General features: G+C 60.7%; 22 protein-coding genes and 1 pseudogene. 14 read left to right on the plus strand and 9 right to left on the minus strand.

The window, feature by feature from the left end:
* Positions 1-6: 6 nt before the first annotated feature.
* From B0G77_RS39920 to B0G77_RS39940, 5 genes and pseudogenes are all read right to left on the minus strand, one after another.
* Positions 7-1,671: pseudogene (locus B0G77_RS39920) on the minus strand (PRTRC system ParB family protein).
* A 253-nt stretch (positions 1,672-1,924) separates the two neighbouring features.
* Complete coding sequence (locus tag B0G77_RS39925) at positions 1,925-2,170, minus strand: hypothetical protein (protein WP_133667363.1); 246 nt, start codon at positions 2,168-2,170, stop codon at positions 1,925-1,927.
* A complete protein-coding gene (locus B0G77_RS39930; protein WP_133667364.1) occupies positions 2,167-5,298 on the minus strand; it encodes an SNF2-related protein in 3,132 nt (1,043 codons plus the stop codon). Before B0G77_RS39930 ends, B0G77_RS39925 begins: the two co-directional genes overlap by 4 nt.
* Before the next feature lie 85 nt (positions 5,299-5,383).
* Positions 5,384-5,605: a hypothetical protein gene (locus B0G77_RS39935; RefSeq protein WP_133667365.1), complete on the minus strand. Its 222-nt coding sequence runs from the start codon at positions 5,603-5,605 to the stop codon at positions 5,384-5,386.
* Between the two features lie 9 nt (positions 5,606-5,614).
* Positions 5,615-6,361, minus strand: coding sequence for a hypothetical protein (locus B0G77_RS39940; protein WP_243751482.1), 747 nt, complete (start codon positions 6,359-6,361; stop codon positions 5,615-5,617).
* A gap of 660 nt (positions 6,362-7,021) precedes the next feature.
* On the opposite strand from B0G77_RS39940, the gene B0G77_RS39945 reads away from it, so the two are divergent.
* From B0G77_RS39945 to B0G77_RS39980, 8 genes are all read left to right on the plus strand, one after another.
* The gene (locus B0G77_RS39945) at positions 7,022-7,771 is read left to right on the plus strand and encodes a hypothetical protein (RefSeq protein WP_133667366.1); all 750 of its coding nucleotides are present in this window, start codon (positions 7,022-7,024) and stop codon (positions 7,769-7,771) included.
* Complete coding sequence (locus tag B0G77_RS39950) at positions 7,771-8,130, plus strand: hypothetical protein (RefSeq protein ID WP_133667367.1); 360 nt, start codon at positions 7,771-7,773, stop codon at positions 8,128-8,130. The genes B0G77_RS39945 and B0G77_RS39950 overlap by 1 nt, the downstream gene beginning before the upstream one ends.
* Positions 8,127-8,348, plus strand: a complete 222-nt coding sequence (locus B0G77_RS39955; protein ID WP_133667368.1) for a hypothetical protein — start codon at positions 8,127-8,129, stop codon at positions 8,346-8,348. The genes B0G77_RS39950 and B0G77_RS39955 overlap by 4 nt, the downstream gene beginning before the upstream one ends.
* Positions 8,349-8,426: 78 nt before the next feature.
* A complete protein-coding gene (locus tag B0G77_RS39960) occupies positions 8,427-9,644 on the plus strand; it encodes a DUF1173 family protein (protein ID WP_133667369.1) in 1,218 nt (405 codons plus the stop codon).
* A 65-nt stretch (positions 9,645-9,709) separates the two neighbouring features.
* Positions 9,710-10,210 (plus strand): hypothetical protein, encoded by a 501-nt coding sequence (locus tag B0G77_RS39965; RefSeq protein WP_133667370.1) that lies wholly within the window; start codon positions 9,710-9,712, stop codon positions 10,208-10,210.
* A gap of 126 nt (positions 10,211-10,336) precedes the next feature.
* Positions 10,337-10,774, plus strand: a complete 438-nt coding sequence (locus B0G77_RS39970) for a hypothetical protein (RefSeq protein WP_133667371.1) — start codon at positions 10,337-10,339, stop codon at positions 10,772-10,774.
* Between the two features lie 10 nt (positions 10,775-10,784).
* The gene (locus B0G77_RS39975; RefSeq protein ID WP_243751483.1) at positions 10,785-11,483 is read left to right on the plus strand and encodes a phage Gp37/Gp68 family protein; all 699 of its coding nucleotides are present in this window, start codon (positions 10,785-10,787) and stop codon (positions 11,481-11,483) included.
* Positions 11,484-11,709: 226 nt separating this feature from the next.
* Positions 11,710-12,390 carry a Lar family restriction alleviation protein gene (locus tag B0G77_RS39980; protein ID WP_133667372.1) on the plus strand — a complete coding sequence of 227 codons (681 nt, stop codon included), beginning with the start codon at positions 11,710-11,712 and terminating at the stop codon, positions 12,388-12,390.
* 163 nt (positions 12,391-12,553) lie between these two features.
* Here B0G77_RS39980 and B0G77_RS39985 read toward each other — a convergent pair whose 3' ends face one another.
* Positions 12,554-13,690 carry a phage integrase N-terminal domain-containing protein gene (locus B0G77_RS39985; protein ID WP_133667373.1) on the minus strand — a complete coding sequence of 379 codons (1,137 nt, stop codon included), beginning with the start codon at positions 13,688-13,690 and terminating at the stop codon, positions 12,554-12,556.
* 1,108 nt (positions 13,691-14,798) lie between these two features.
* On the opposite strand from B0G77_RS39985, the gene B0G77_RS39990 reads away from it, so the two are divergent.
* The 6 genes from B0G77_RS39990 (at position 14,799) to B0G77_RS40010 (ending at position 18,072) form a co-directional block, all read left to right on the plus strand.
* Positions 14,799-15,821 (plus strand): PRTRC system protein D, encoded by a 1,023-nt coding sequence (locus B0G77_RS39990; protein ID WP_133667374.1) that lies wholly within the window; start codon positions 14,799-14,801, stop codon positions 15,819-15,821.
* Between the two features lie 14 nt (positions 15,822-15,835).
* Positions 15,836-16,159 (plus strand): hypothetical protein, encoded by a 324-nt coding sequence (locus B0G77_RS39995; RefSeq protein ID WP_133667375.1) that lies wholly within the window; start codon positions 15,836-15,838, stop codon positions 16,157-16,159.
* A gap of 132 nt (positions 16,160-16,291) precedes the next feature.
* Positions 16,292-16,681 carry a transposase gene (locus B0G77_RS40000; RefSeq protein ID WP_133661608.1) on the plus strand — a complete coding sequence of 130 codons (390 nt, stop codon included), beginning with the start codon at positions 16,292-16,294 and terminating at the stop codon, positions 16,679-16,681.
* Entirely contained in the window at positions 16,678-17,577 is a 900-nt protein-coding gene (locus tag B0G77_RS40005; RefSeq protein ID WP_133661607.1) for an integrase core domain-containing protein, read from the plus strand. Before B0G77_RS40000 ends, B0G77_RS40005 begins: the two co-directional genes overlap by 4 nt.
* Positions 17,578-17,659: 82 nt before the next feature.
* Complete coding sequence (locus B0G77_RS43695; RefSeq protein WP_166656384.1) at positions 17,660-17,818, plus strand: hypothetical protein; 159 nt, start codon at positions 17,660-17,662, stop codon at positions 17,816-17,818.
* Entirely contained in the window at positions 17,818-18,072 is a 255-nt protein-coding gene (locus B0G77_RS40010; protein ID WP_133667376.1) for a hypothetical protein, read from the plus strand. Before B0G77_RS43695 ends, B0G77_RS40010 begins: the two co-directional genes overlap by 1 nt.
* Before the next feature lie 69 nt (positions 18,073-18,141).
* Here the strand turns inward: B0G77_RS40010 and B0G77_RS40015 are convergent, their stop codons facing one another.
* The 3 genes from B0G77_RS40015 to B0G77_RS40025 form a co-directional block, all read right to left on the minus strand.
* Positions 18,142-18,366: a hypothetical protein gene (locus B0G77_RS40015; RefSeq protein ID WP_133667377.1), complete on the minus strand. Its 225-nt coding sequence runs from the start codon at positions 18,364-18,366 to the stop codon at positions 18,142-18,144.
* Between the two features lie 102 nt (positions 18,367-18,468).
* Positions 18,469-19,569, minus strand: a complete 1,101-nt coding sequence (locus B0G77_RS40020) for a primase-helicase zinc-binding domain-containing protein (protein WP_133667378.1) — start codon at positions 19,567-19,569, stop codon at positions 18,469-18,471.
* A 235-nt stretch (positions 19,570-19,804) separates the two neighbouring features.
* Entirely contained in the window at positions 19,805-20,380 is a 576-nt protein-coding gene (locus B0G77_RS40025) for a single-stranded DNA-binding protein (protein WP_133667379.1), read from the minus strand.
* Position 20,381 lies beyond the last annotated feature (1 nt).

A 20,381-nucleotide genomic window follows, 5' to 3' on the forward strand; every position in this document is an offset into this window, starting at 1 on the left:
GACGAGTCAGAACTTGAGGACCTTTGGCAGCTTGCCCGCGTAGTCGAAATCTTCGACGTTGAGCAGTGCCTCGATGACCTCTGGCTTGGACTTCGCGAAGACCTTCTTGAAGCCCTCGCCGAGCGCGGCACGAATGCCGAGTTCGTCAGCGAGTACCATCATTTCGGACTTGGTGATCAGCTCCAGAAACTCCTTGTCGAGCTTCCAGTGCTTTTTCAGGTCCAGCTTGTGCGTCTTGCACAGTTGCGTCAGGTAGGTGACATCAAGCCCGTCGATCGCGGAAAACAGCATCCCGATCATCAGGTTCGCCTGAGCCTCTTCACTGACCGCCTGCGCGGCTTCGACAGCCTTGGGCAGGTTGCTCACCGGCGTTCCGATTCGGTGAGCCGCCCGAACAGCTTGCGGAAAACGGCATCATCGATCTGACGCGCGTAACCACTGAGCACAATGGCGATCAGATACTGGCGAGCCAGTTCATGATTCATGCCGATGTCAGCACGCAGCGCCTTACGCCAGAGCTTCACCCGATAGGCTTTCACCTTCTCGGATTCGGCGACGACCGTGACCGATGGATTGGTTGAAGTCGAGGCGCTCGCGGACGAACCTGCAGCGCTCTTCGCTGCCGGTTTGCCCTTTTCGGCCGCCGGCTTCTCAGGTTGAGCTGCAGCTTTCTCACCCTGGATGCGCTTGCCGACCATCTTCATGTTGCAGACCGTGTGGAAGCATTGCCCGCGAAACACCTTGCCCAGCGAGTCGGGCAGTCCGCTCACGGCGGCGCCGTAGTTCGCGCAGGCATGACAGGCTTTCGCCTGTTCCAGCCCCGACGCCCTTCGGCCCGTCGACAGCAAGTTGCACGCGGGTATTGTTGTCGCCCGCGCGAACGATTCGCACCACCTGAAACTCATCACGCAACGGCACCGCGATGGCCTCAAGCTGCTTTTCGGTCTTCTCGTTAAAGCAGGTTCGATTCGTACAGTTGCCGGTGCCAATTGCCTCACCGAACATCTGCGCCTGCGTGGACGAGTTGTGCGGGCATCCCGCGCAATCCGCCTTGTCGAAAATGGCTGAGGCCAGCGCACACGACGCCGATTCAACCAGCTTGCGAACATCGGTGACCGAGCGCTTCTCCGCGACGACGACGGGCAGGACCTTGTCCTGATTTTCCTTCGACAGTGCGGCGAGCAGCTCGGCGTGACCGAGGTTGATCTGCCGCGTATTGAGCGCCTCCAGAACTGCCTGCGAGCAGTTCATTAGTGCGAGACGGCTGTCCAGCGTGGTACGTGACCAACCGAGGATTTTCGCGACAACATCGCGATCGCCGCCGTGCAGCCCGAGCATCTCGGCTGCATCGATTGCTTCCTCGGAAGGCGACAGGTCGTCGCGCTGGATGTTTTCGGTCAGGGCGATGGTCCGCGCCTCGACGTCGTCGACGTCGCGAATCACCACCGGCATCGGATACTCATCGCCGTGGGCCTCCATCGCAGCGCGATATCGGCGTCCACCCGCGATCAGTTCAAAATCGACATCATTCAACGGGCGAACAATGACGGGCGTATCGACGCCGCGAGCACGGATGGACTCGGTGAGCTCCGCCATCTTCTTCGGATCGAAGTAGGTACGCGGGTTGCGGCCGAGCTTGATGTGCTTGAGGGTAATGGTAGGTTGTTGCATCACAGGTTCTCCAGAAGGGGAACCTGCTCCCGATCGGGAGTGGTTCCCGATGGGGTTGAACAGCAGATTGCCGGGCATGCCGGCGGTTTCGATGCGTCAGAGACGCGGTTGATAGGAGAACAATACCGCCAGGGTACGGGCCGGTTAAGCCGTAAAGCGCGGGAAATTCATCCAGCTTTTGCCAAAAGAAAGCCCGGTCATATCGACCGGGCCTGCTACTGCACAAATCTGGGGCGAGACTGCGCCCCCACCATTACGTCTGCTGAGTGGCGCTCTGTCCGATGAGTCGCGACAACATCGTCGTGACCGCACCCGATACGTTCCAGCCAGACAACTCGCTCTCGTAGCTCTCGTGCACAAGCCGGTCAAGACAGAGAACTTCGATTCCGTCCCGCTCGACCCGGCCGAGAACGCTGGCCAACACCGCAACGCGCGTTCCTTCGCGCTTCACGGTTACCACACCGTCGCCGACGGCCACCGTGACGTTCGACTTCCTCATGCTGCCTCCTTTAAAAGTTTCCGCATATCCGCGGAAGTCTGGTCGTTCAGCCTCGCCAGATCGTCGACGAAGCGATCGAGCAACGAATCCATGTGCAGGAATGTGTCGTCTTCCAGCTCAGGTGTTGCCCAGTCGAGTCCCGCCTGCATGGAATCCCGCTTGTGCGCAACCATCTGGTCCTGATACTCATCGATGCTGCCAGGTAGATGGAAGTACTCCACCTGCAGGACGCCCTTGCGGTTCCAGCGAAGTGCACGCCGCATTGCCTGATACTCAATGCGCCATGTCCACGAGCGGTCATAAAACAGCACGTAGTCAGCGTTGGGCAGGTTGTAGCCTGCCCTGCCCGATGCCTTCGTTGCCAGCAGACCGGTCGCAAGTCCGGTGATAAAGCGCCGGTCCTTGTCAGCCACCCGTTTTTTAATCGGAATCTCGCCGTGGAACAGCACCGTATCGACGCTCTCGGTATCCAGCGCTGCTGCGACCAGATTGAGCACACCAGGATTTTCGGCGAACAGGATGGCCTGCCTGCCTTGCGCCGCGATCTCGCGCATCCGGTCAATCACAGCCTGCTGCTTGGTCGTGATTCCGGCCAGGCGCGGGACGCCCTCGATCCCGTATTGAGGATAGTTGGCGGCGAAATGCACCGCCCGGATGCGCGCGAGGATGGTGACAAGGTTGCATGCCTTGCCATCTCCCCGGCCATTCCGGTACCAGTCCGCAAATTCGTCGGCCGCCTTCAGATACGTCGCAAGGTGTTCCGGATCCCACTCCACCGTGTGTACCGTAACCTCGGGCGGATCGATCCTGATGTAACGCGATACGTCGGGTTCGCAGACAAGCCTGCGCTTCACGTGCGAGGCAAGCATCGCCCGGTACAGGTGAAGATTGCCGATCTTGGGAACCTCCCGCTTGGCGCCCTCCTGCAGACTCTCGGCGAACTGCCACGTCACCCACTCGAGTACCACGAAGTCATCCCGGAACCGGTCGACTCCACGCATCGCTTCCTCGACCGAATTGATCCAGTTCCGTTCGAGATAGCCGCGGCGGTACCCGTACGGCTGGGCGGCCGTCCCATCCCCTCCCGTAAACGCGATCAGACCGAAGGCGTCGCGGGGATAGTTCGGGATCGGACTACCGGTGAGCACATAGCGCTTCCTCGCCGACAGTTGCCACAGCGCGCGGCTCTGGTCGCTGGTCGGATTGGCAAGACGCTCGCCCTCGTCGGCAACAAGCAGGCCAATACGTCGTCGCAGACGGTGCGCGTAGGTCACGCGGGCCGAAACAGCCCGGTCTACCGGCATGCGCAGGCGCTCGTATGAAACAAGGTTGATGCGACGCAGATCGTCCAGATCCTCGACACCGTCGATGACCTTCACGTCCCGCTGGTCGATTGGCAACTGCGCCATCTCAGCCAGCATTTCCGCGATCAACCGGGCTTCGACCACGATGAGGCCGTGCCTGACTCCTGAAAGCAGAATCAGCGCCACTGCCAGACGCGACTTCCCGCATGCCTGCTCCCATGCAACGACGCAGCCTTGGGGTTTCATCAAGGTCTCGATCAGATCATCCTGCTGGAAATCCCAGTCGAGCCACTGATCGATACCGAGGCGCTGCATCTGCGTGCGGAGCAACTGTGCGTGCTGCGGATACTTCACGCCCAACCCCTCGTGCACAACTTCCCAGCCTTCCGAGACGTTCTCAACGGCGAAACGCGCGTTGAGTTCGTCTACGGACAACCAGTAGTTGATGCCTTTCAGGGTGTACCGGTAGCGTCCGTCGTCATCCCGTACAAAGGACACCTCGTCTCCAGCCTTGATGAGCGGACTGCCCCACTTTGCTGGATCGACCTTATGTGTCGCGCGGGCGCCGCCGATTACCGCCGCGGCTGAACCGGCTCCAGTTGTAAACACCTCATGACGCAAGGGAACCGCCTGGCGGCCCGAACGCCGGGCACGTTGGGTGAAGTGCTGGACGAAGCCCGGTGCAAACTCCGGCTTTCCTCCCGCGACTTCGATCCTCTCAAGCAGCCGGGAAAGCGCATCGAACGGGTTTTCCTGCACCAGATAGGTTTCGAGGTCCAGCATCCCCTGCCCGGCGTAGCGAAAACCGCGTGGCAACCGATGCCCTTCTTTCGAGTAAATCCGGCGATCGAGCACGCTGTTCAACACCATCGCCTGCGTGAATCCGCACCGGAACCCGAGCCGTATGCGACGGCCATCGTGGCTGATCCGCACCGAGCCATCTCCGGTAACCGGCAGCGTAATCGCCGGCGTCGAGTCATCGAGCGTTTGAAGATTCAGGCGTGGCTTCGCGTAACTGCGCTCCTCGAAATGAAGCCCGAGGTCACACACAGCTGAATCCAGGTCAACGATTTCCTGACGAACCAGATCAGCAGGCTTGTCGCGATAGCGGTCAAACACCAGCACCGCCGTGCGAACGTTCGCGCCTTCGTCACTGAACGCGTTTGCGGGCATCTCGAAGAAGCCCGCGAGCCTTCGAGACGCCTTGTAGAACGGTGACTCGTACTCATACACCGCACCCGCGATCGCTTCCGCCGTTGAAAGCGGAAGAAGCGCGACAACGATGTTTGCCGCGCTCAGCGCCTGCTGGAGCGCGTACTCGTGACTCAGCGCACTGGTGTTCGGCCCGTACCGTCCCCAGGTCGTGCCCGGGAGACCCTTCAGATGCGGCGATTCGAGGTGGATGGAAAATGGCGGATTGATCAAGGCCACATCAAACGAGCCTGGATCGATATCCTCCATACCCGCACGGCGGAACGTGCACTCGAATCCCGCAGCCTCGACGGTTGCCTGAACAACATCGACCGCTTCGGCGTGAACGTCCACACCAAATAGGGTATGGCGCTCGGGATCTGCAAACTGCAGCAGCCGGGCGGACCCCACCGAGTTGTCGAGGATGCTCACACGCCGTTTCGGTTCGAAGCCGCTGACGAATCGCCACATGAATGCAGCGATCGCGTCGGACGTGAAGAACTGCCCGAGGTGACGCTGACGTGCGGCGTGTAACTCGCCGTGATTCGAAACACCCGGGTCCTGTGCGCCGAGGCTCACAAGCGACCGAAGTGGTGCGTACCAGTCTGCTACGACCAATGTAGAAGTGTTCATGGAGAGTCCAGAAAGAAGAACGGCCCGCAAAAGCGGGCCGCGAAAGAAGAGTTGCCTGGCGGGTGTCGGGCGATCAGACGGTTTTTCAGATGCCGTAGTAGCGTCGAACTAGCCGTCGACGTTCGGCAAACGGCCGGCCTAGTGTTACCGACAGCGGGGCATCAATGGCGATATGCCTCAATGCTGCTGCCCGGTAGCGTGGCGAATAACGATCCTTCGCACGCACGATCTCAATCTGCTCCGCCAGCGAATAGCGGTACGTCTCGTAGATCATCAGCGCGAATCTCACTATGTGTGGACGATACATGGCCATACCTCAGTACCGCGACCGGCTGGCGAGATGTTCAGCGCCATACTCACTGATAAACAGTGAAAGCGCTTCCCCAACCCGATGCGAGAACTTGAACTGCCACTTGTCGTTAAACAGTACAAGGTCGAGATCGGGGAACGATACCTTCTCCCTCGTGGTGAACTCGTGGTCAACAAGTCCTCCACGCGCGAGTTGCGCTCCGAGCGAAGCAAACCCTGCGTGCGAGGCGAACGCAGCAAGGCCCGCTATCAGGTTTGCCATCGACTGTTGCGAGTAGTAGCCAACGCGTCGCAGGCTTGATCTGAACGTCAGCTCGCTTCCCGCGCGCGCTTCGAGCACGATGGCGCTCGCTGTACGCTTGATCTCGGAGTCCGGCGTCAGACCGAAGCCGTTGATTACCGACTTTGCGGCCTGTGTGAACGCAACTCGCTGTCCCGCGTCTCCGCTGAACGTACGTTCAAGGTGTGCCCAAAACGCGTCGAAGTCCGGACACTTCCCGGCCTCAAGCGCCTCACGTATATCAATCGATGCGCTTTCAAGCTCGCTCTTCGTATCGATCTCCAGTCGCCCACCCACCGGAGCAAAGCGACGGCCTGCCTGATACACGAGTATCTCGGAGAGACCGGAGCAGAACTCCCGAAGCTCGCGCTTCGTTGAATACTCCGGGCGAACCTTCGCGGCCCGGTAGTAACCTTCAGGAAAAGCAGCGATTTCGGCTGCGCAAAACGCCCAGATAGGCTGCGGCTGCGGCATTCTGGGCGTCCTTGAATTGCTGAACAAGTGCTGTGTACATGGTGCTGTCCCTCAGGAATGACGGGAGAGCACGCCCGACGGGTGTGGTCCCGTCGGGGTAAAAGGAAGCGCCCGCGCGGTGCGAGCGGCAGGTCGATGCGTCGATGACGCAGTAGGTTCGACGATCGTATCGTGCAGAACGAGCGCCCACGGGCGGAAATGCACGGCGAATCGATATGGCTTTCGCCGCTGCCATCTCGCAAGCCACGTTCCAACTATCCACAGATTTTGTTGACAAGCCTGTGGATAAGCTGCCAGGACCTATGCCCGGTATGGCTGATGCTTGCAACGCCCGGAAGAGTGGCACCGTGCCTCGAGTTCAGCCGGTTGAGGGCCTTAACCCGTAATGCTCCAGAAAAACATATAGCTTTCTCCGGAAACCGGGCTATCTCCGCTTGCCCGTCCCGCCGCGAAAAGCGCCCGGTTATCGCTGTGCTTTCGCCTCCTTGACTTCCAATGGCTTCGGCAAGAATCGGTACAGCCATACGCGCGCGTGCGCGACCTGTGCGAGTGGTCTCAATTCGGCACGCGCTCTCTGGCGAACACGACGGCGGCACGTTCTGGCGCAGGCCCGATGTGTCGACGTGACCTTGCCGCTACTCTTACCGAGGAACCCAGCTCATGACTTCCAGATCAGCCCGTCGCCGGCAGTACGGCAGCGCCGCCTTCGTGGCGGCAACCTTCGCATGCGCATTCGCGGCCCTCGCCGTCTTCTTCGTTGGACCGTCCCTAGTCTTTTGCGCCGTGGTCGCGGGCGCATGTGCCTTGTGCCTTGAACGGGTGCGGCGCGTGAAAATCCGCAAGCTTGAACAAAAGCTTCAGACGGCAAGCCGTGTGCGGATGAACACGATTTTTGTGAACGGCGTGCGGGCGGGCGAGATCGACGAAGCCGACTACATCGCGGTCAAACTGGACGCGGCGCTGGATCCCCGAAACTACGTCCGGCAGTTCGGCGCGATTGCGAAGCTCGCTGCGAAATGCGTCGCGGTGACCGCGGTTGTCATCCCCCTTGGCCTCTTCTGGTGGCTCATATTCGGAACGTACTTCGCGCCGGAAGCGACAACGGCCAACCTTGGGTCGATTTATCACCTGCTCATTCAGGCCAACAACCCTTCCGACCTGTACCACCTGCTGGCCTCTGTCGCAGAAGCGGTCCTTAACATCGGCGCCACGGCCACTTTAACGAGCTTTTTCGCGTTGGTGTTCCATCGTGAATCCTCGGGCGGCATCTCTTCTTTTCGCAAATGCGTCCATCGGCGCCTCAGACAGATGGCGAACTGCGCGGCAGACGGCGACGTACACGTGGAGCCTGGCAATGCCTCACAGGATGCGCAGTCCGTCTTCCTCGACCGTACAAGGCTCTCGCGCTGATGGATTACCAAATTCTCGCACTCGTTCATATCGCCGCCGTCATCAGCCTCGCTGGTCTGGCGCTGCACCGGGTTTTCGCTTCGTATGGTGGCCCGGCGTGGGCCACACCTGTGATCATCGGTTGCCTCATCGGCATCGCGATCGCCTGCAATGCGATACGCGCACTTATTGACCGGTCCCGGGTCGGCAGACAGGAAACGGAGCGTGCAGTCATGCAGCAACGCTATCCGAATTGCCACGTGAGCCTGCTGAAGGACGGATCGTGGTTTCTCACCGACAGAGCCACCGGCCGCGAGTACCAGCCCGATGCATCAGGTGCGATGGTGCCAGCGTCGCCCCAAAACCAACGAAGGCAATGAGCACAGACTACCTGAGCACCTACGCAGCTCTAGTGGCAATCGCAGTGCTGCTGTTATGGAAGATGTTGCAGCTGGCCGTTGACGCTCTAGGCGGTCCTGACTGGGGCGGCTTCGCGCTTACCTGCCTGCTCGCGATCGCAATGGCCTGCTTCTTACTGGCCAGGCGGGCGGCGCTACGGCCCGTGCCCATCTCAGACGCCCCGGGCTCCAGCGACTGACACTGTCGCAAACTGCGCTCCCCCTTATTCGTATATGGCCGCCCGATCAGCGGCCTTTTTTCTCTCGCGGAGAAGGCGATGCCCGAAGTTTCCTTTGATGGCGGCACATTTTTGCTGGAGGACGTCCAGGAAAACCCCGCCCGCTATGTACGGCGCCTCGAACGCGCCAGGATCTCTCCCGGGTTTGCCGAGTGCCTGTGCCAGCCCGACAGAAAGCCCCGGCAGCTGGTGATCCGCCGATATGGATCGCTCCTGCACCTCGCCGGCTGGCCGGACGATGGACACAACCATTCGCGCAAGTGCGGGTTCCATAAGGATCCGGACACGGCACGCGCGGGTAAGGGCGGCGACACGACGGCGGCGATCATTTCCACGGCTGCCGGTCTGAACGCGAAGCTCGACGTCGCCCTCACCCAGCGGGAAACGCAATCCGGTTCTCGCGGCTCGCCCGCGAAGTCCGGGCAACGCAGCGGCCGCCGCTCGGCCAGCCTCCTCGCTTTCCTGCAAACGCTCTGGATGACCGCGGGGCTCAACCGATGGCACGGCGTTACCAACGTCCGCCACTGGGGCGTTTGCAACGCGCAGATCCTTGCCGAGATCGCCGATGCGGTCATTAACGGCAACAGCGCCCAGAAGGTCCTCCACGTCATACGCCGCTATCAAGAGGCTGAGCGCGCCGAAATCAATGCCGAGTTCGGTTCGTTTCTGTCTGGCTTGAGTGACAGGAAGCGCGGCATCGTCATTGGCGAAATCAACGAGGTTGAGACGACACAGTATGGAAAGGCACTGTCTCTACGCCAGAGCGCGAAGAAGTACTACACCACTTCCGCACTGATCGATCACGCCGCGACCACCTACCCGCACGCCTGGCGGGCACTGGGAGACCGCGCCGCGCGCGTGATCGCCATCCTGCTGATTGAGCGGACCGCGAAAGGGCATCTGCGCATCGTCGATCTTGCCGCCATGCTCTGCTCGGCCACGTTCATCCCGTGCGACTCGATCCACGAAGTCGCCATGGCGAACCGCCTGGTCGCCGAGTCCCGCTCGTTTGACAAGCCGGTCCGCATGGCCGACGAGGACGATATGCTGCCCGATTTCGTGCTTCACGACACCGACCCGCAGACTCACATCGAGGTCTACGGCATGAATGGCGTTGCGTCATACGAAGAGCGCAAGGAAAAAAAGCGTGCCCCGCGTCGGCAACGCTCGATTCCCGCCGTCGAGTGGGACGTCAACAAGACAAAGCTGAGCGCGGTTATCTTCCCAACCCCGGTTGCGACGGCCAGGCAGGCTTGACTTCGCGCGTATCCGTATAGCGTGGAACTACAACCTTCCGCTTCCCAACGAACCGACGATTACCGATGCTGCCCATTCTTCGCCTTGTCCTCCAGGACGCCCTCAAGCTCACGTCCTACGCGGGCACGCCCGTGATCCAGCGCCAGACACCACCAGACGATGCCTGGATCGCCGACCTCCGGCGACGGGCCGACAACCTGTACCGACCGCTTAAGGAAGCGCTCGACCATCTGGCCGCCGTCGATACGAATGCCGAACCCACCGGATGGACTCCGATCGAGCAGGCGCTTTTTAGCCAGTGGATGAATCGCACATACCCCAACGAGGCGAGCGCCGGCACGATCGCGCTCGGCGAGGCATGGAAGGAAGGCAACCGTATTGGCGCTGCGGATCTCGCACTCTACAAGGACATGTACATGCGGCTGGCTCGTGACATGTCGCGGGTCCGCCATGCCCTCGGCGTCAATGACGAACTTGCTGGCTGGTGCCAGCCGCTGCTCGACGCCATCATTGTTCTGCAGTCGACGTCACCGCACGAAGTAACGCAGGAAGCCGCGTGCAAATGAGAGCGCTGGTTTTGCCGGTAGAGACCGCGTACTTCGACCACGATGCGGTGCGCACTTGACTTCACACGACCGGCATGCTGTTGGTACAGGCCGGCACCGTGCCAGCCGCCTCGTCCGGAGTCACCCATGCATGGCAAATCGTTCTTTCTTGGCCGCGTAATCGCGCGCTCGCGCGACTGGCAGTGCCGCTTTCCCGCCCTCTCCTCCTCCTGGACTGTACCCGGGTCACTGTCCGGCGGGCGCCAGATCGTGGCATCGACCGCAGACGAAAACGGCATCCGCTGCGCCTTTTTCAGCAATCACGGCTCCATTCTCGACTTCGCAGCCACGTGGACTGAGCTGGAACAGGCAAAGACCTGGTGGCATTTCGTCGGCCGCTGGAATTTCTGGGTAGTCGACAGCAATCGCACCCTGGGCATCATCCTGAGCAAGGGCGACGGCCAGTTGCAGTCGGTGATTCTCGGTGGCGGGAAGGTCGACCGCCGTGACAATGACCAGTTTGTCGCCTTCCTCGATCGTGCCGAGACGCAAGCCCGCTCCCTCGTCGGGATCACCGTCGAATAGGAGAAATCTGATGGCTACGCAATCTTCTATCGAATGGACTGAGCAAACCTGGAATCCAACAACGGGCTGCACCAAAGTTTCGCCCGGTTGCAAGAACTGCTACGCAGAAACAATGGCTCAGCGGTTACAGGCGATGGGGGCGCCGGGCTATCAGGACGGCTTCGAGCTCGCATTGCATCCTGCTCGCGTTGATCAACCGTTGAGGCCCACGAAGCCGACCGTCTATTTCGTAAACTCGATGAGCGACCTGTTTCACGACGACATTCCGGATGCGTTTCTCGATCAGGTGTTCGACGTCATCGAGCGAGCGCCGCAACACACCTTCCAGATCCTTACGAAACGCGCTGAGCGTTTGCCCGCGTATTTCTCGACGCGCAGATGTCCGGGCAACGTCTGGCTCGGCGTATCGGTCGAAGACCGGCGTTACGGCCTGCCCCGGATCGATCATCTTCGCAAGGTCGATGCGGCCGTGCGCTTCCTTTCCGTTGAGCCGTTGCTGGAAGATCTCGGGCCCGTGAACCTGCAGGATATTCAATGGGTGATCGTTGGCGGTGAGTCCGGTCCAAAGGCTCGACCGATGAAGACGGAGTGGGTCTCCCGTCTGAAGGCGCAAGCCGACGAAGCAAACGTCGCATTTTTTTTCAAGCAATGGGCACATGGGGTCCTGACGGCATCCGTCGATCGAAAAAAGCCAATGGGCGCAAACTGAACGGACAGGTGTGGGAAGCATATCCCACACGTGACTAAGCCTTTGCGAGCGCGCAGGGCGACTTCTTGCCGGGCGGCAATATCACCCGTTCCTGGCTGATCTACTACAAGGCCGCTAATATTAAAAGAAGCAAAAGCGTAAGAAACCACCCGCTGCCACGTCTTTCCCATCTACGTGCGAACGGCAATAATGCTTACCAAAATTAGCAAACCGCCTTTGCATTCAAATGATCGAACAACTCTATCCCTGTGACCATTGCGGCGGCCGGCCGACTGTGGGCCGCTCCCAGCGCCTGGTCGAGCAGGATGGCGCCCCGGCCTTCGACTTCAGCCCGTTTGGCCGTAACGCCGGGCCGCCGAAGCTCGGGGACGTCCTGCCGCGCCCGCTGAGCGCACCGAAAACGGAAAAGCTGGTGTGTATTTATTGTTCCGTCTGCGGAATATCCACACCGTGGGAGTCAGTCGGAGAGGACGGCCAGAACGAACTGGCCGCAAAGAACCGGTGTGCGGCGATCTGGAACCAGCGTCTGAACCGGCCGAAAGTGAACCCGGGAGATCTGCGCGACCTGATCGAGAAGGAACTGGGCGCCTGCGACGCGCAGCTTGTGCTGAATCTCCTCGCCCGCAACGACATGGACTGGGCCGAGCGCGGGCCGATCTTCGCCATGCTCGCGCAACGCATCGTCGATGCAACCGCGGTGACGTTCGAGACGTGGCCAATCTCGCCCGTGCTCGAGGACGCCGCACGCTACCGCAAGCTTATGCAACTGGCGAAGTGGGTCGAGATTGACGGTGAGCGGTATGCGCAGTTTCCGAAGGTCCCGGCGCCCGCCGAACACGCCGACTTCCTCTTTGAGGATCGCGTCGCCATGGCCGTCGATGCGATGCCCGACCGCGATCGCTGGTGATACAGGTGAAAAAAAGCCAGCTTGCGCTGGCTTCAAGAGGTTTTCAGTCTTATTGCGGGCCGCAACTGAAAACCGAGAGAGACTTCATTGTGCCCGCCACGTGCAGTCCGTTACGCGCCATAACGCACATTATTTCGGCGGTCATTCCCTCCCCGGCCCGCGATCACGCTGCCGCAACTCCCAGAATCCGGTACAGCGCCTGCCGGGAGATTCCCAGGGCTCTGGCCGCATGCGTCTTGTTTCCAGCCGCCTTCGTCAGGGCTTCCTCAACGGCCTCCGGAGCCGGCAAGACTTTCTGCAATTTCTCCTGGCGGGCGGGCGTCGACAGATAGGCATTCGCCTTCGAGACCAGACTGTGCCCCGCAGCCTCCGCCACCTGGCGCTTTGCCTCCTCGTGAGCCTGTGCATCAGGCCGTTCCGACGATCGCTTCACCGGCGCCGGCACACCGCTGACCTTCTCATAGAGAGTCTGCAGATATTCGTGCCGCAGACCATGGCTCGTCACCCCGAGCCCGCTTTTCGTGATGCCGTGCTTTTCCAGCACGTAGTAATACCAGTCCCGCCACTGTTTCAGCGTCTTGCCGGCCGGCACCGTTGAACCGCTTGCTCCATTGTTCAGCCGGGCTGCTTCGACGAGTATCGAAACCTTTGCCTCGAGCGGAACCTCGCGGGGACGCCCGCCTTTTGTGCCACGCGTGACCGCAAGCATCTGGCCGGATTTCACTGCTTCAAGCGGCCGGAGCATGAAACTCTCCTCGATCCGCAAGCCGAACGCTGCCTGCAGCTTGAGTTGCACCGCAGTATAGGGACACGTACGCGCGATCTCTTCAATCTTCGCCGCCGCGTCGATGCCATGCGCGATCCACGACTTGTCTTCGTTGGCGACGTAGCTGCGCACCAGCCCGTGTTCTCGCCGATCTACATAGTCCGCTAGCGTGCCCACCAGATTGACCTTGCCCATCCACTGCGCAATCGCGCGCAGATAGGTCAGCTTGTTCTCGATCGTGCCGCCGCTTTGCTCATCGGCTACCCAGTGACGCACGAGAAATTCAACATGCTTGCCCTTGAGAGACCACGGGCTCTGCAGCGCAAACCCGCCCTCGCGTAGCTCGACAAAGGCCTTGCATAGCGCGGTCGCGCGACGCTCCTGCGTCTTGATCGATAGCGCCTTGTTGCTGATACGGGTCGTGCTGTGAATCTCAGCAACGTGCGTATCGAACAGCTTGAGCAGCGCATCCCTGAATTCGGGCGGCAATGCATAGCCTTTCACGATCGCACGTACATTCAGAATCGCGCCCATTCGCACCTTTCTCCTGCGGAACTGCTCCGCCATTTCCTGGCGTCGCTGAACCAGGCCCCCGCTCGCAGCACCCCTACCTGATGCTGTTTCCCGAACGGTGCGGGCCTGCCTGTCGCCGCATCACATGCGGCTTCGCCTGAATCCCCGGCGCCGGGTTACTGCCTTCCTGTCCTTTAGCGATTCCATCCGATCAGCCCGATGCATGGGAAGAACATGCACTCCGACTGTCCAACCTGCTGCCTCGCCAGTGCGGCCCGCGCTTCGCGCAATCCTCCACCGGCGTTTGACGCGAGGACCCGGTCCGTCGCGCTGCGCGAAACTTCCGCGCCGTACAGCTTCGTGGCTACCCTGCCAGCCTGACGCTCCCGCGTCTCGGTGCCGCTCCGCGCGGGGCGGTGACGGCTCCCGGGCCAAGTGCCGGGCAAATCCTGTTGCGCCATTTGGGTTACGGCTGCGCCTACCGTTCTGTCTTCCGTACAGGGAGTCGCGACACCGGATACTCTCCGGCCCGCAGGATCTCCCCCGCCCCAAAGCACACTCATGTCCGCCGCCGTGTATCGGGCTTCCTGAGTGCACCCAGCGTCGTGTGCTGAAAGGGCGTGTACAGCACCGGTGAGCGTGGATGCGAACTCTCCAACTGTCCGCGCCCACATGTCCTCATCGGTACACATCGCGGCAAACCGCCGCCAATCGTATGGATATCGCACTGTCCAGCGGTCCTCATGGTGGATCGGTGTGGACTTGATCTGATTCAGAAAAAGGCCGCATCACTGTGCGGCCTGGACACTCTGGTATTTCTGGCCCGTTGCGGGCCGGGGGAAAGGACGAACGGGTGCCTTGCACTCCGTTTCGATGCGTCAATGACGCGGTAGGTGAAGACAAGAATAGTCCGTTCTGGCTACCCCCCACACCCGAAAGCTGGGCGGAACGCGCTGGCTTTCGCTGACTTGACTTTGCGAGGGGCTGGATAGACTGAAACCAGGCAGAACTGACAGAAAAGTGTCAGTTCCGGCTTAAGCCGCCTCCGCCTCTGGCGAAACTGACACTTATGTGCCAGACAAGTGTCAGCAGTTCGAATCGCATCTATCCACTACCTGCAGGAGTCACCTTGAAAACTTCCGTCTTCGCCGTTGATGTCGGCTATGGCAACACCAAGTATGCGTATCGGGCAGCGAGCGGAACTGTCGCGACCGGCATGTTTCCGTCGCTCACGCCGCTGGCTGCGAGCCGTTCCCTTTCCTCCTATGGCGAAACCGTACTCAACGCGCGCAAGGTAGCAACGATCGTGATCGACCAGGTCGAGTACGAGGTCGGCCCAGACGTGTCGCTGACTGCTGCATACGGCAATACCGGGCGCGCGCTGTCCAACGACTTCGTGCTCTCCGATAACTACGCCGCGCTGCTCGCTGGGGCCATGCACTTTTCCGGTGTCACCCACATCGAACGTCTCGTGCTCGGCCTGCCGGTTCACAACATGCAGAAGTACTCTGCCGCGCTGAAGGAGCGCTTCGCCGGCGAACTGGATTTCGGCGTCGCACGTGTTACGGTCGAGAAGGTCATGGTTATTCCGCAGCCACTCGGCTCGCTCGTATCGGCGTCCAGCAACCGACAGAACGAATTCGGCCGCGACAGCGCGCACCTCGTGGTCGACGTCGGCTACTTCACGACGGACTGGGTCTATGCGAACAGCTACACGATGGATGACAACCGGAGCGGCGGCATCCCGGGGGGCGCTTCGCAGATCTACCAGCGTATCGCCAGCCTGCTCTCCCGCGACCAGCAGGAACAGGTGGAGGATCTCGAACGCATCGACAAGGCGCTACGGGAGCGCAAGCCTTTCTTTTTCTATGGCTCGGATATCGACCTCGGTCCGTATCTGGAAAAGTCCCAACCGCTGATCGCGGCCGTCGTCAAGGAAATGCAGAACAACGTCGGGCAGCTCACCGACGTGCGCTCCATCATCCTCTCGGGTGGTGGTGCCGTCCTCTACGCATCGGCAATCCGCCGCGCGTTCCCGCGTGTGTCGATTGAAGTGATCGACGCACCGTGCCTGGCGAACGCAAAGGGCTTTCTGGTCGTTGGCGAAGCCACGCTCGCGCGTGCACGCTCCCGTGAGTCGGCCAAAGCATGAGAGGGAAATTCCCGATGAAGCTGGTCATCGACGAGTTGACCAACCCACTGCTCTACGCCCGGTTGAGCGCGGAGTCGTCGCCTCGCGAGCGGGCAGCACTGTTTCGTTTGATCGCGGAATCGGCGCTGCGCGGCGAGGCTGTCGGCGTGTCGTCGACGGTGTCGTCTGGCCCGGCGTCGCGGGCTATCGAATCCGGCGCCGGTGCCCTGCCAGAATCACGCGCGGAGCAGGTCGCGGCTCCCGCCAAAGCGACGGCCGAGCCGGAATTCAGGACCGAATCCAACGACGATCGGCACGACTTAAACCTTGTAGCGGATGAGTTCGAAGCGTTCGACTAAGCGGCAACTTGACTTCTGTTTGGGGATGCGAAGATAGGTCATGCATCGGTGTTCACAACGCATCGTGCCGCGCCTCCTGTTTTTCTGGACACAGATTTGGGGTAAAACGTGGGTCCCAAACTGGAGTTGTTGATGTTGAAGAAAACAGATGTAAACGGGGTTGCGCCAGAGGCGCTGGAAGGAGCGCGTAGCGCGACTGGAAGCGCCTCTGGCGCCGCCGAAGTCAAGCGTTGGTCGACCGGTCGCAAACGCGGCGTGGTGCTTCGGTTGCTGCGTGGCGAACCCGTCGACGCCGTGTCCCGTGAAGTCGGTGTGACGATCGCCGTGCTCAAGCAATGGCGTGAGCTGGCACTGGCCGGCATGGAGGCCGGCCTGAAGGCACGCACCAGCGATCCCCTGGAAGCCCGGCTCAATGACGCCGTGCGGCGCGTCGGCGAGTTGTCTATGGAAAACGAGATCCTGCGCAAGGAACGTGAACTGCAGGCCCGTCGCCCTTTGACCGCTCGGAGATCGTCGACATGAGCCGCGCGATCTCCGTTAGTGCGAACAAGCCCTTTGGATTGCAACGGGTTTGCCAGGTGCTCGGATTCCCCCGCTCGACGATCTATGCTGTCCGCGCGAGGACAGCGGACAACGTGGTGCCGATCATCCCGGGCCGCCGCGGCCCGAAACCGAAGATGCCCGATGCTGACCTGCTGAAGGCCATCCGCGACGATCTGGTGGCTTCCCCCTTCATCGGCGAGGGGCATCGCAAGGTCTGGGCGCGCTTGCGTATCCTGCACGACATCCGGGTCTCCCGGACCCGCGTGCTGCGACTGATGCGCGAGCACAGCCTGCTGTCGCCGCACCGGCAAGCGCGAGGCGAACCCAACCTTCACGATGGCCGGATCACAACCGATTGCCCGAATGAGATGTGGGGCACCGACGGCGTGCGCATCGCGACCGTGGACGACGGCATGGTGTGGATCTTCTCGGCCGTTGATCATTGCGACGGCATGTGTACCGGCATTCATGCCGCGAAGATTGGCGACCGCTTTGCTGCCCTCGAGCCGATCTCCCAGGGGCTGCTGGACGAATTCGGTTCCGTGCTCGCCGATGCGGGCCGCGGGCTGTCGCTGCGTATGGATCACGGTTCGCAGTACACGTCGGACGACTTCCGTAACCAGATCCGGTTCTGGGGCATCGCGCCGAGCTATGCCTTCGTCGCCGAACCCCAGACCAACGGCGTCGCCGAGCGATTCAACCGGACAATGAAGGAACAGGCTATTCATGGACGCATCTTCAAAAACCTGGAGGAAGTTCGTGCCGCCGCCATCGCGTTCAAGGATCGATACAATCGCGACTGGCGTCTTGAAAAGTTGGGCTTCAAATCACCCCTCGAAGCCCGTCAGGAACGGCTGATGAAGCTGGCCGCCTGAGCTGCAAAAGCGTGTCCAGACAACCGGAGCCGGTACATTCACAACGCATCGCGTTATGCACCGGTGCAACAAGGAGAAAAAAATGGACTATCAACTGCTCAACGCTATCCTTCACGGCCAGGCCCTCAACGAGCCGCGTACCTGGTTCTTTATTGCCGCCGCGATCGCCGTTTGCGTCGCGGGCTGGCATTGCGGCGATATCCTGTTCGACTACACCGAAAAGGCACAGGGAGAAGAATGATGGATCCGCTGGACCGGCTTGTTCCGTACTATCGCGCGTTCCAGCGCCTGCCGTTCATCGCGCGCCGGATGATATACGTTGCCTTCTTCATGGCGTGCTTCGTGATCGGCGTGAAGACGGGAAAATATAGCGTTGAGCTGGGGAGTTCGTTCCTGATCGCCGCATGGTTCGGCATCGTGTGGTCAACCGGGCTTTGGCGGTTGTGGAAGCCATTGCTGATCATCCTCGCAATTGTTCTTCGCACGCAATTCTGACGGCCGGGGCGCAAAAGCAATGGGCGAAAAAAAAGCGGCTCCCCAGGGAGCCGCCGTCATTTCAGAATATCAGTGCGGCCGTGAGGCTGCAAGAATAGCAATGCGGCGAGTGCAAAAGTCCCATGCCGCATCGAAGGTTTGATCGCGAATTTCGTACCGCGTGTTGCCAGGACATTTCCGGTCGATGACGTCGAAAGCGACCGCCTCCGAATTCAGCGCCGGCTGGCGTCCACCCGAGACGCCGTTCGTACCGACGATTTCAAACGGACCCACCAGTACTCGGAAAGAGCTCATTTCCATCTCCACAGAAAAAAGCCCGACGCGATATTCCCGGTGGGGAAATATCCCCACCGGGCAGGTTAAAGAGTAAGTGGCCAGAGAAACTGGCCGGATAAATCAGACTGCTGCTGCAGACCTCGATGCCTCACGTGCAGTGCGAGGCACAAAATCGGATCCTCCGCACGCGGCCATCCGTGCAACCCACTCATCGCAGAAGTCTGTACCACGCAACTTCGGACGATGAATCAGCGCGACGTAGCCCTCCGCTTTCAGGCGTTTCGCCAGTTCGACGCCGGCGACCACGCCAGGCGACTTGCCGGTTTTCTGATCGACGTGATCGAAGTCGACAAAGATATGCACGACGCGAATGCCGAGACCTTCCGGCACGACGAACTGACTTAGATGAATGCGGTTCAGGCAATACCAGACGGGTACGCCAAACTGCATGTGCGCGGCGTACACGGTCTCCAGTCCCTCTCCGACACCGATTTCGCCGTTCACCGGCTCCATCAGGCGAACCGCCCCGCCCGCAAGCGGGTTGAGCGTCATGTCGTTGAGCTTCGCGTCGAGAATCTCGCCGTCCGCCGTCACGATCCTTGCCTTTCCGGGAGTCGATCGTTCGAGGAAGGTCCGATGCAAGGTGCCAAGCCGTCCGTCGGGCAATTCGTAGCGGGCGATGATGCCGGGCCAGCTGCCGATCACCTTCTTGTCATGGCGGTACTCGAGCATTCCCAGACGCAACGCTTTTGAAGGCGTAACGCGCAGGTTCGGTACCCGGGAAAGCAGATAGCGCATGGCAAGATCGCCCGGCGCTAAAGGCTTTGCACGGTCCCACATCGAAGTAAGGCGCTTTTCAACGTAAGCGGGATCGGCCTTGCGCTTTGCGCCTGGCGCCGGGGCAGCGCCGCGCGATGTCGTCGCCTTGTGCCGCGCGTCATCGAGCGATCCGCCTTCGAGCTCATGCATCAATTCAAAAAAGCTCAGTCCGGAGACGCGGCAGATAAGCGCGAGGCCATCGCCCGCTGTCGGGTTGCCTGCGTCGCACTTACGGCACACCCAGTCGCCGCGGCCGCGCTTGTTGTCATAAGTGAAGCGGTCTTCGCCGCCACACACGGGACATGGTGATGCGCCGCCAGTCAGCGAACTCTCGGGCACTCCGTAACTCTGGAGCAGCGAGAGCCACTGTGCTGGCGTGAGCTTCAGGTCCTTCACATTCATGGGTCACTCTCCTTTTTGGAAGTGGGTTAGGTCGGTGCCTGAGACAGGCGTGAAAACGCGTGCTCAAAAAAGCAGTCCGCGACGTGGGCCGACGGCTTTTTTCAGCAAACTTTTCTGATCAGGGATGCGCGATGGCGCGAAGAAGGCGTCGAGCGACACACCGGAGGGTGTGCCGCATCAACGAAGGTGAGGATTTACAGGAAAGGAATTGCGCTAACGGTGAGGGGATTCGGGATCAGATGATCGACCATGCCGCGCGCGGATAGGCCTGGCGAAACGGTATGTCATCGTCATACTGATCGAAGCCACCACCACTTGGCGCACCGCCACCAGCGTATCCCTGGCCATTCTGAGAAGGCGGCGCTGCAGGTCTTCCGGCAGCTGTGCGAGATGCCGGAGGCTGTCGGTTGGACGGCGAGCGATCCTGTTGCTCGAATTCTCCAGCGTCCCCATCAGATTGCCGGTTGCCCGATCCGTTGCGGCCACCGAGCATCTGCATCTGCTCGGCAACAATCTCGGTCGAATATCGATCAGTGCCGTCCTGCGCCTGCCATTTGCGCGTACGGATGCGGCCTTCGATATAGACCGACGACCCTTTCTTCAGATACTCATTGGCGATTTCAGCGAGTCGCCCGAAGAACGAGACGCGATGCCACTCCGTTGCTTCTTTCATCTCGCCCGATGCCTTGTCCTTGTAGCGGTCGGTTGTTGCGAGTCGGATGTTGGCCACAGCGTCGCCGCTGGGCAGATAACGTACTTCAGGATCCGCGCCGAGATTGCCGACGAGGATGACCTTGTTCACAGAAGCCATC

It is taken from the genome of Paraburkholderia sp. BL10I2N1, assembly GCF_004361815.1.
Lineage (GTDB): Bacteria > Pseudomonadota > Gammaproteobacteria > Burkholderiales > Burkholderiaceae > Paraburkholderia.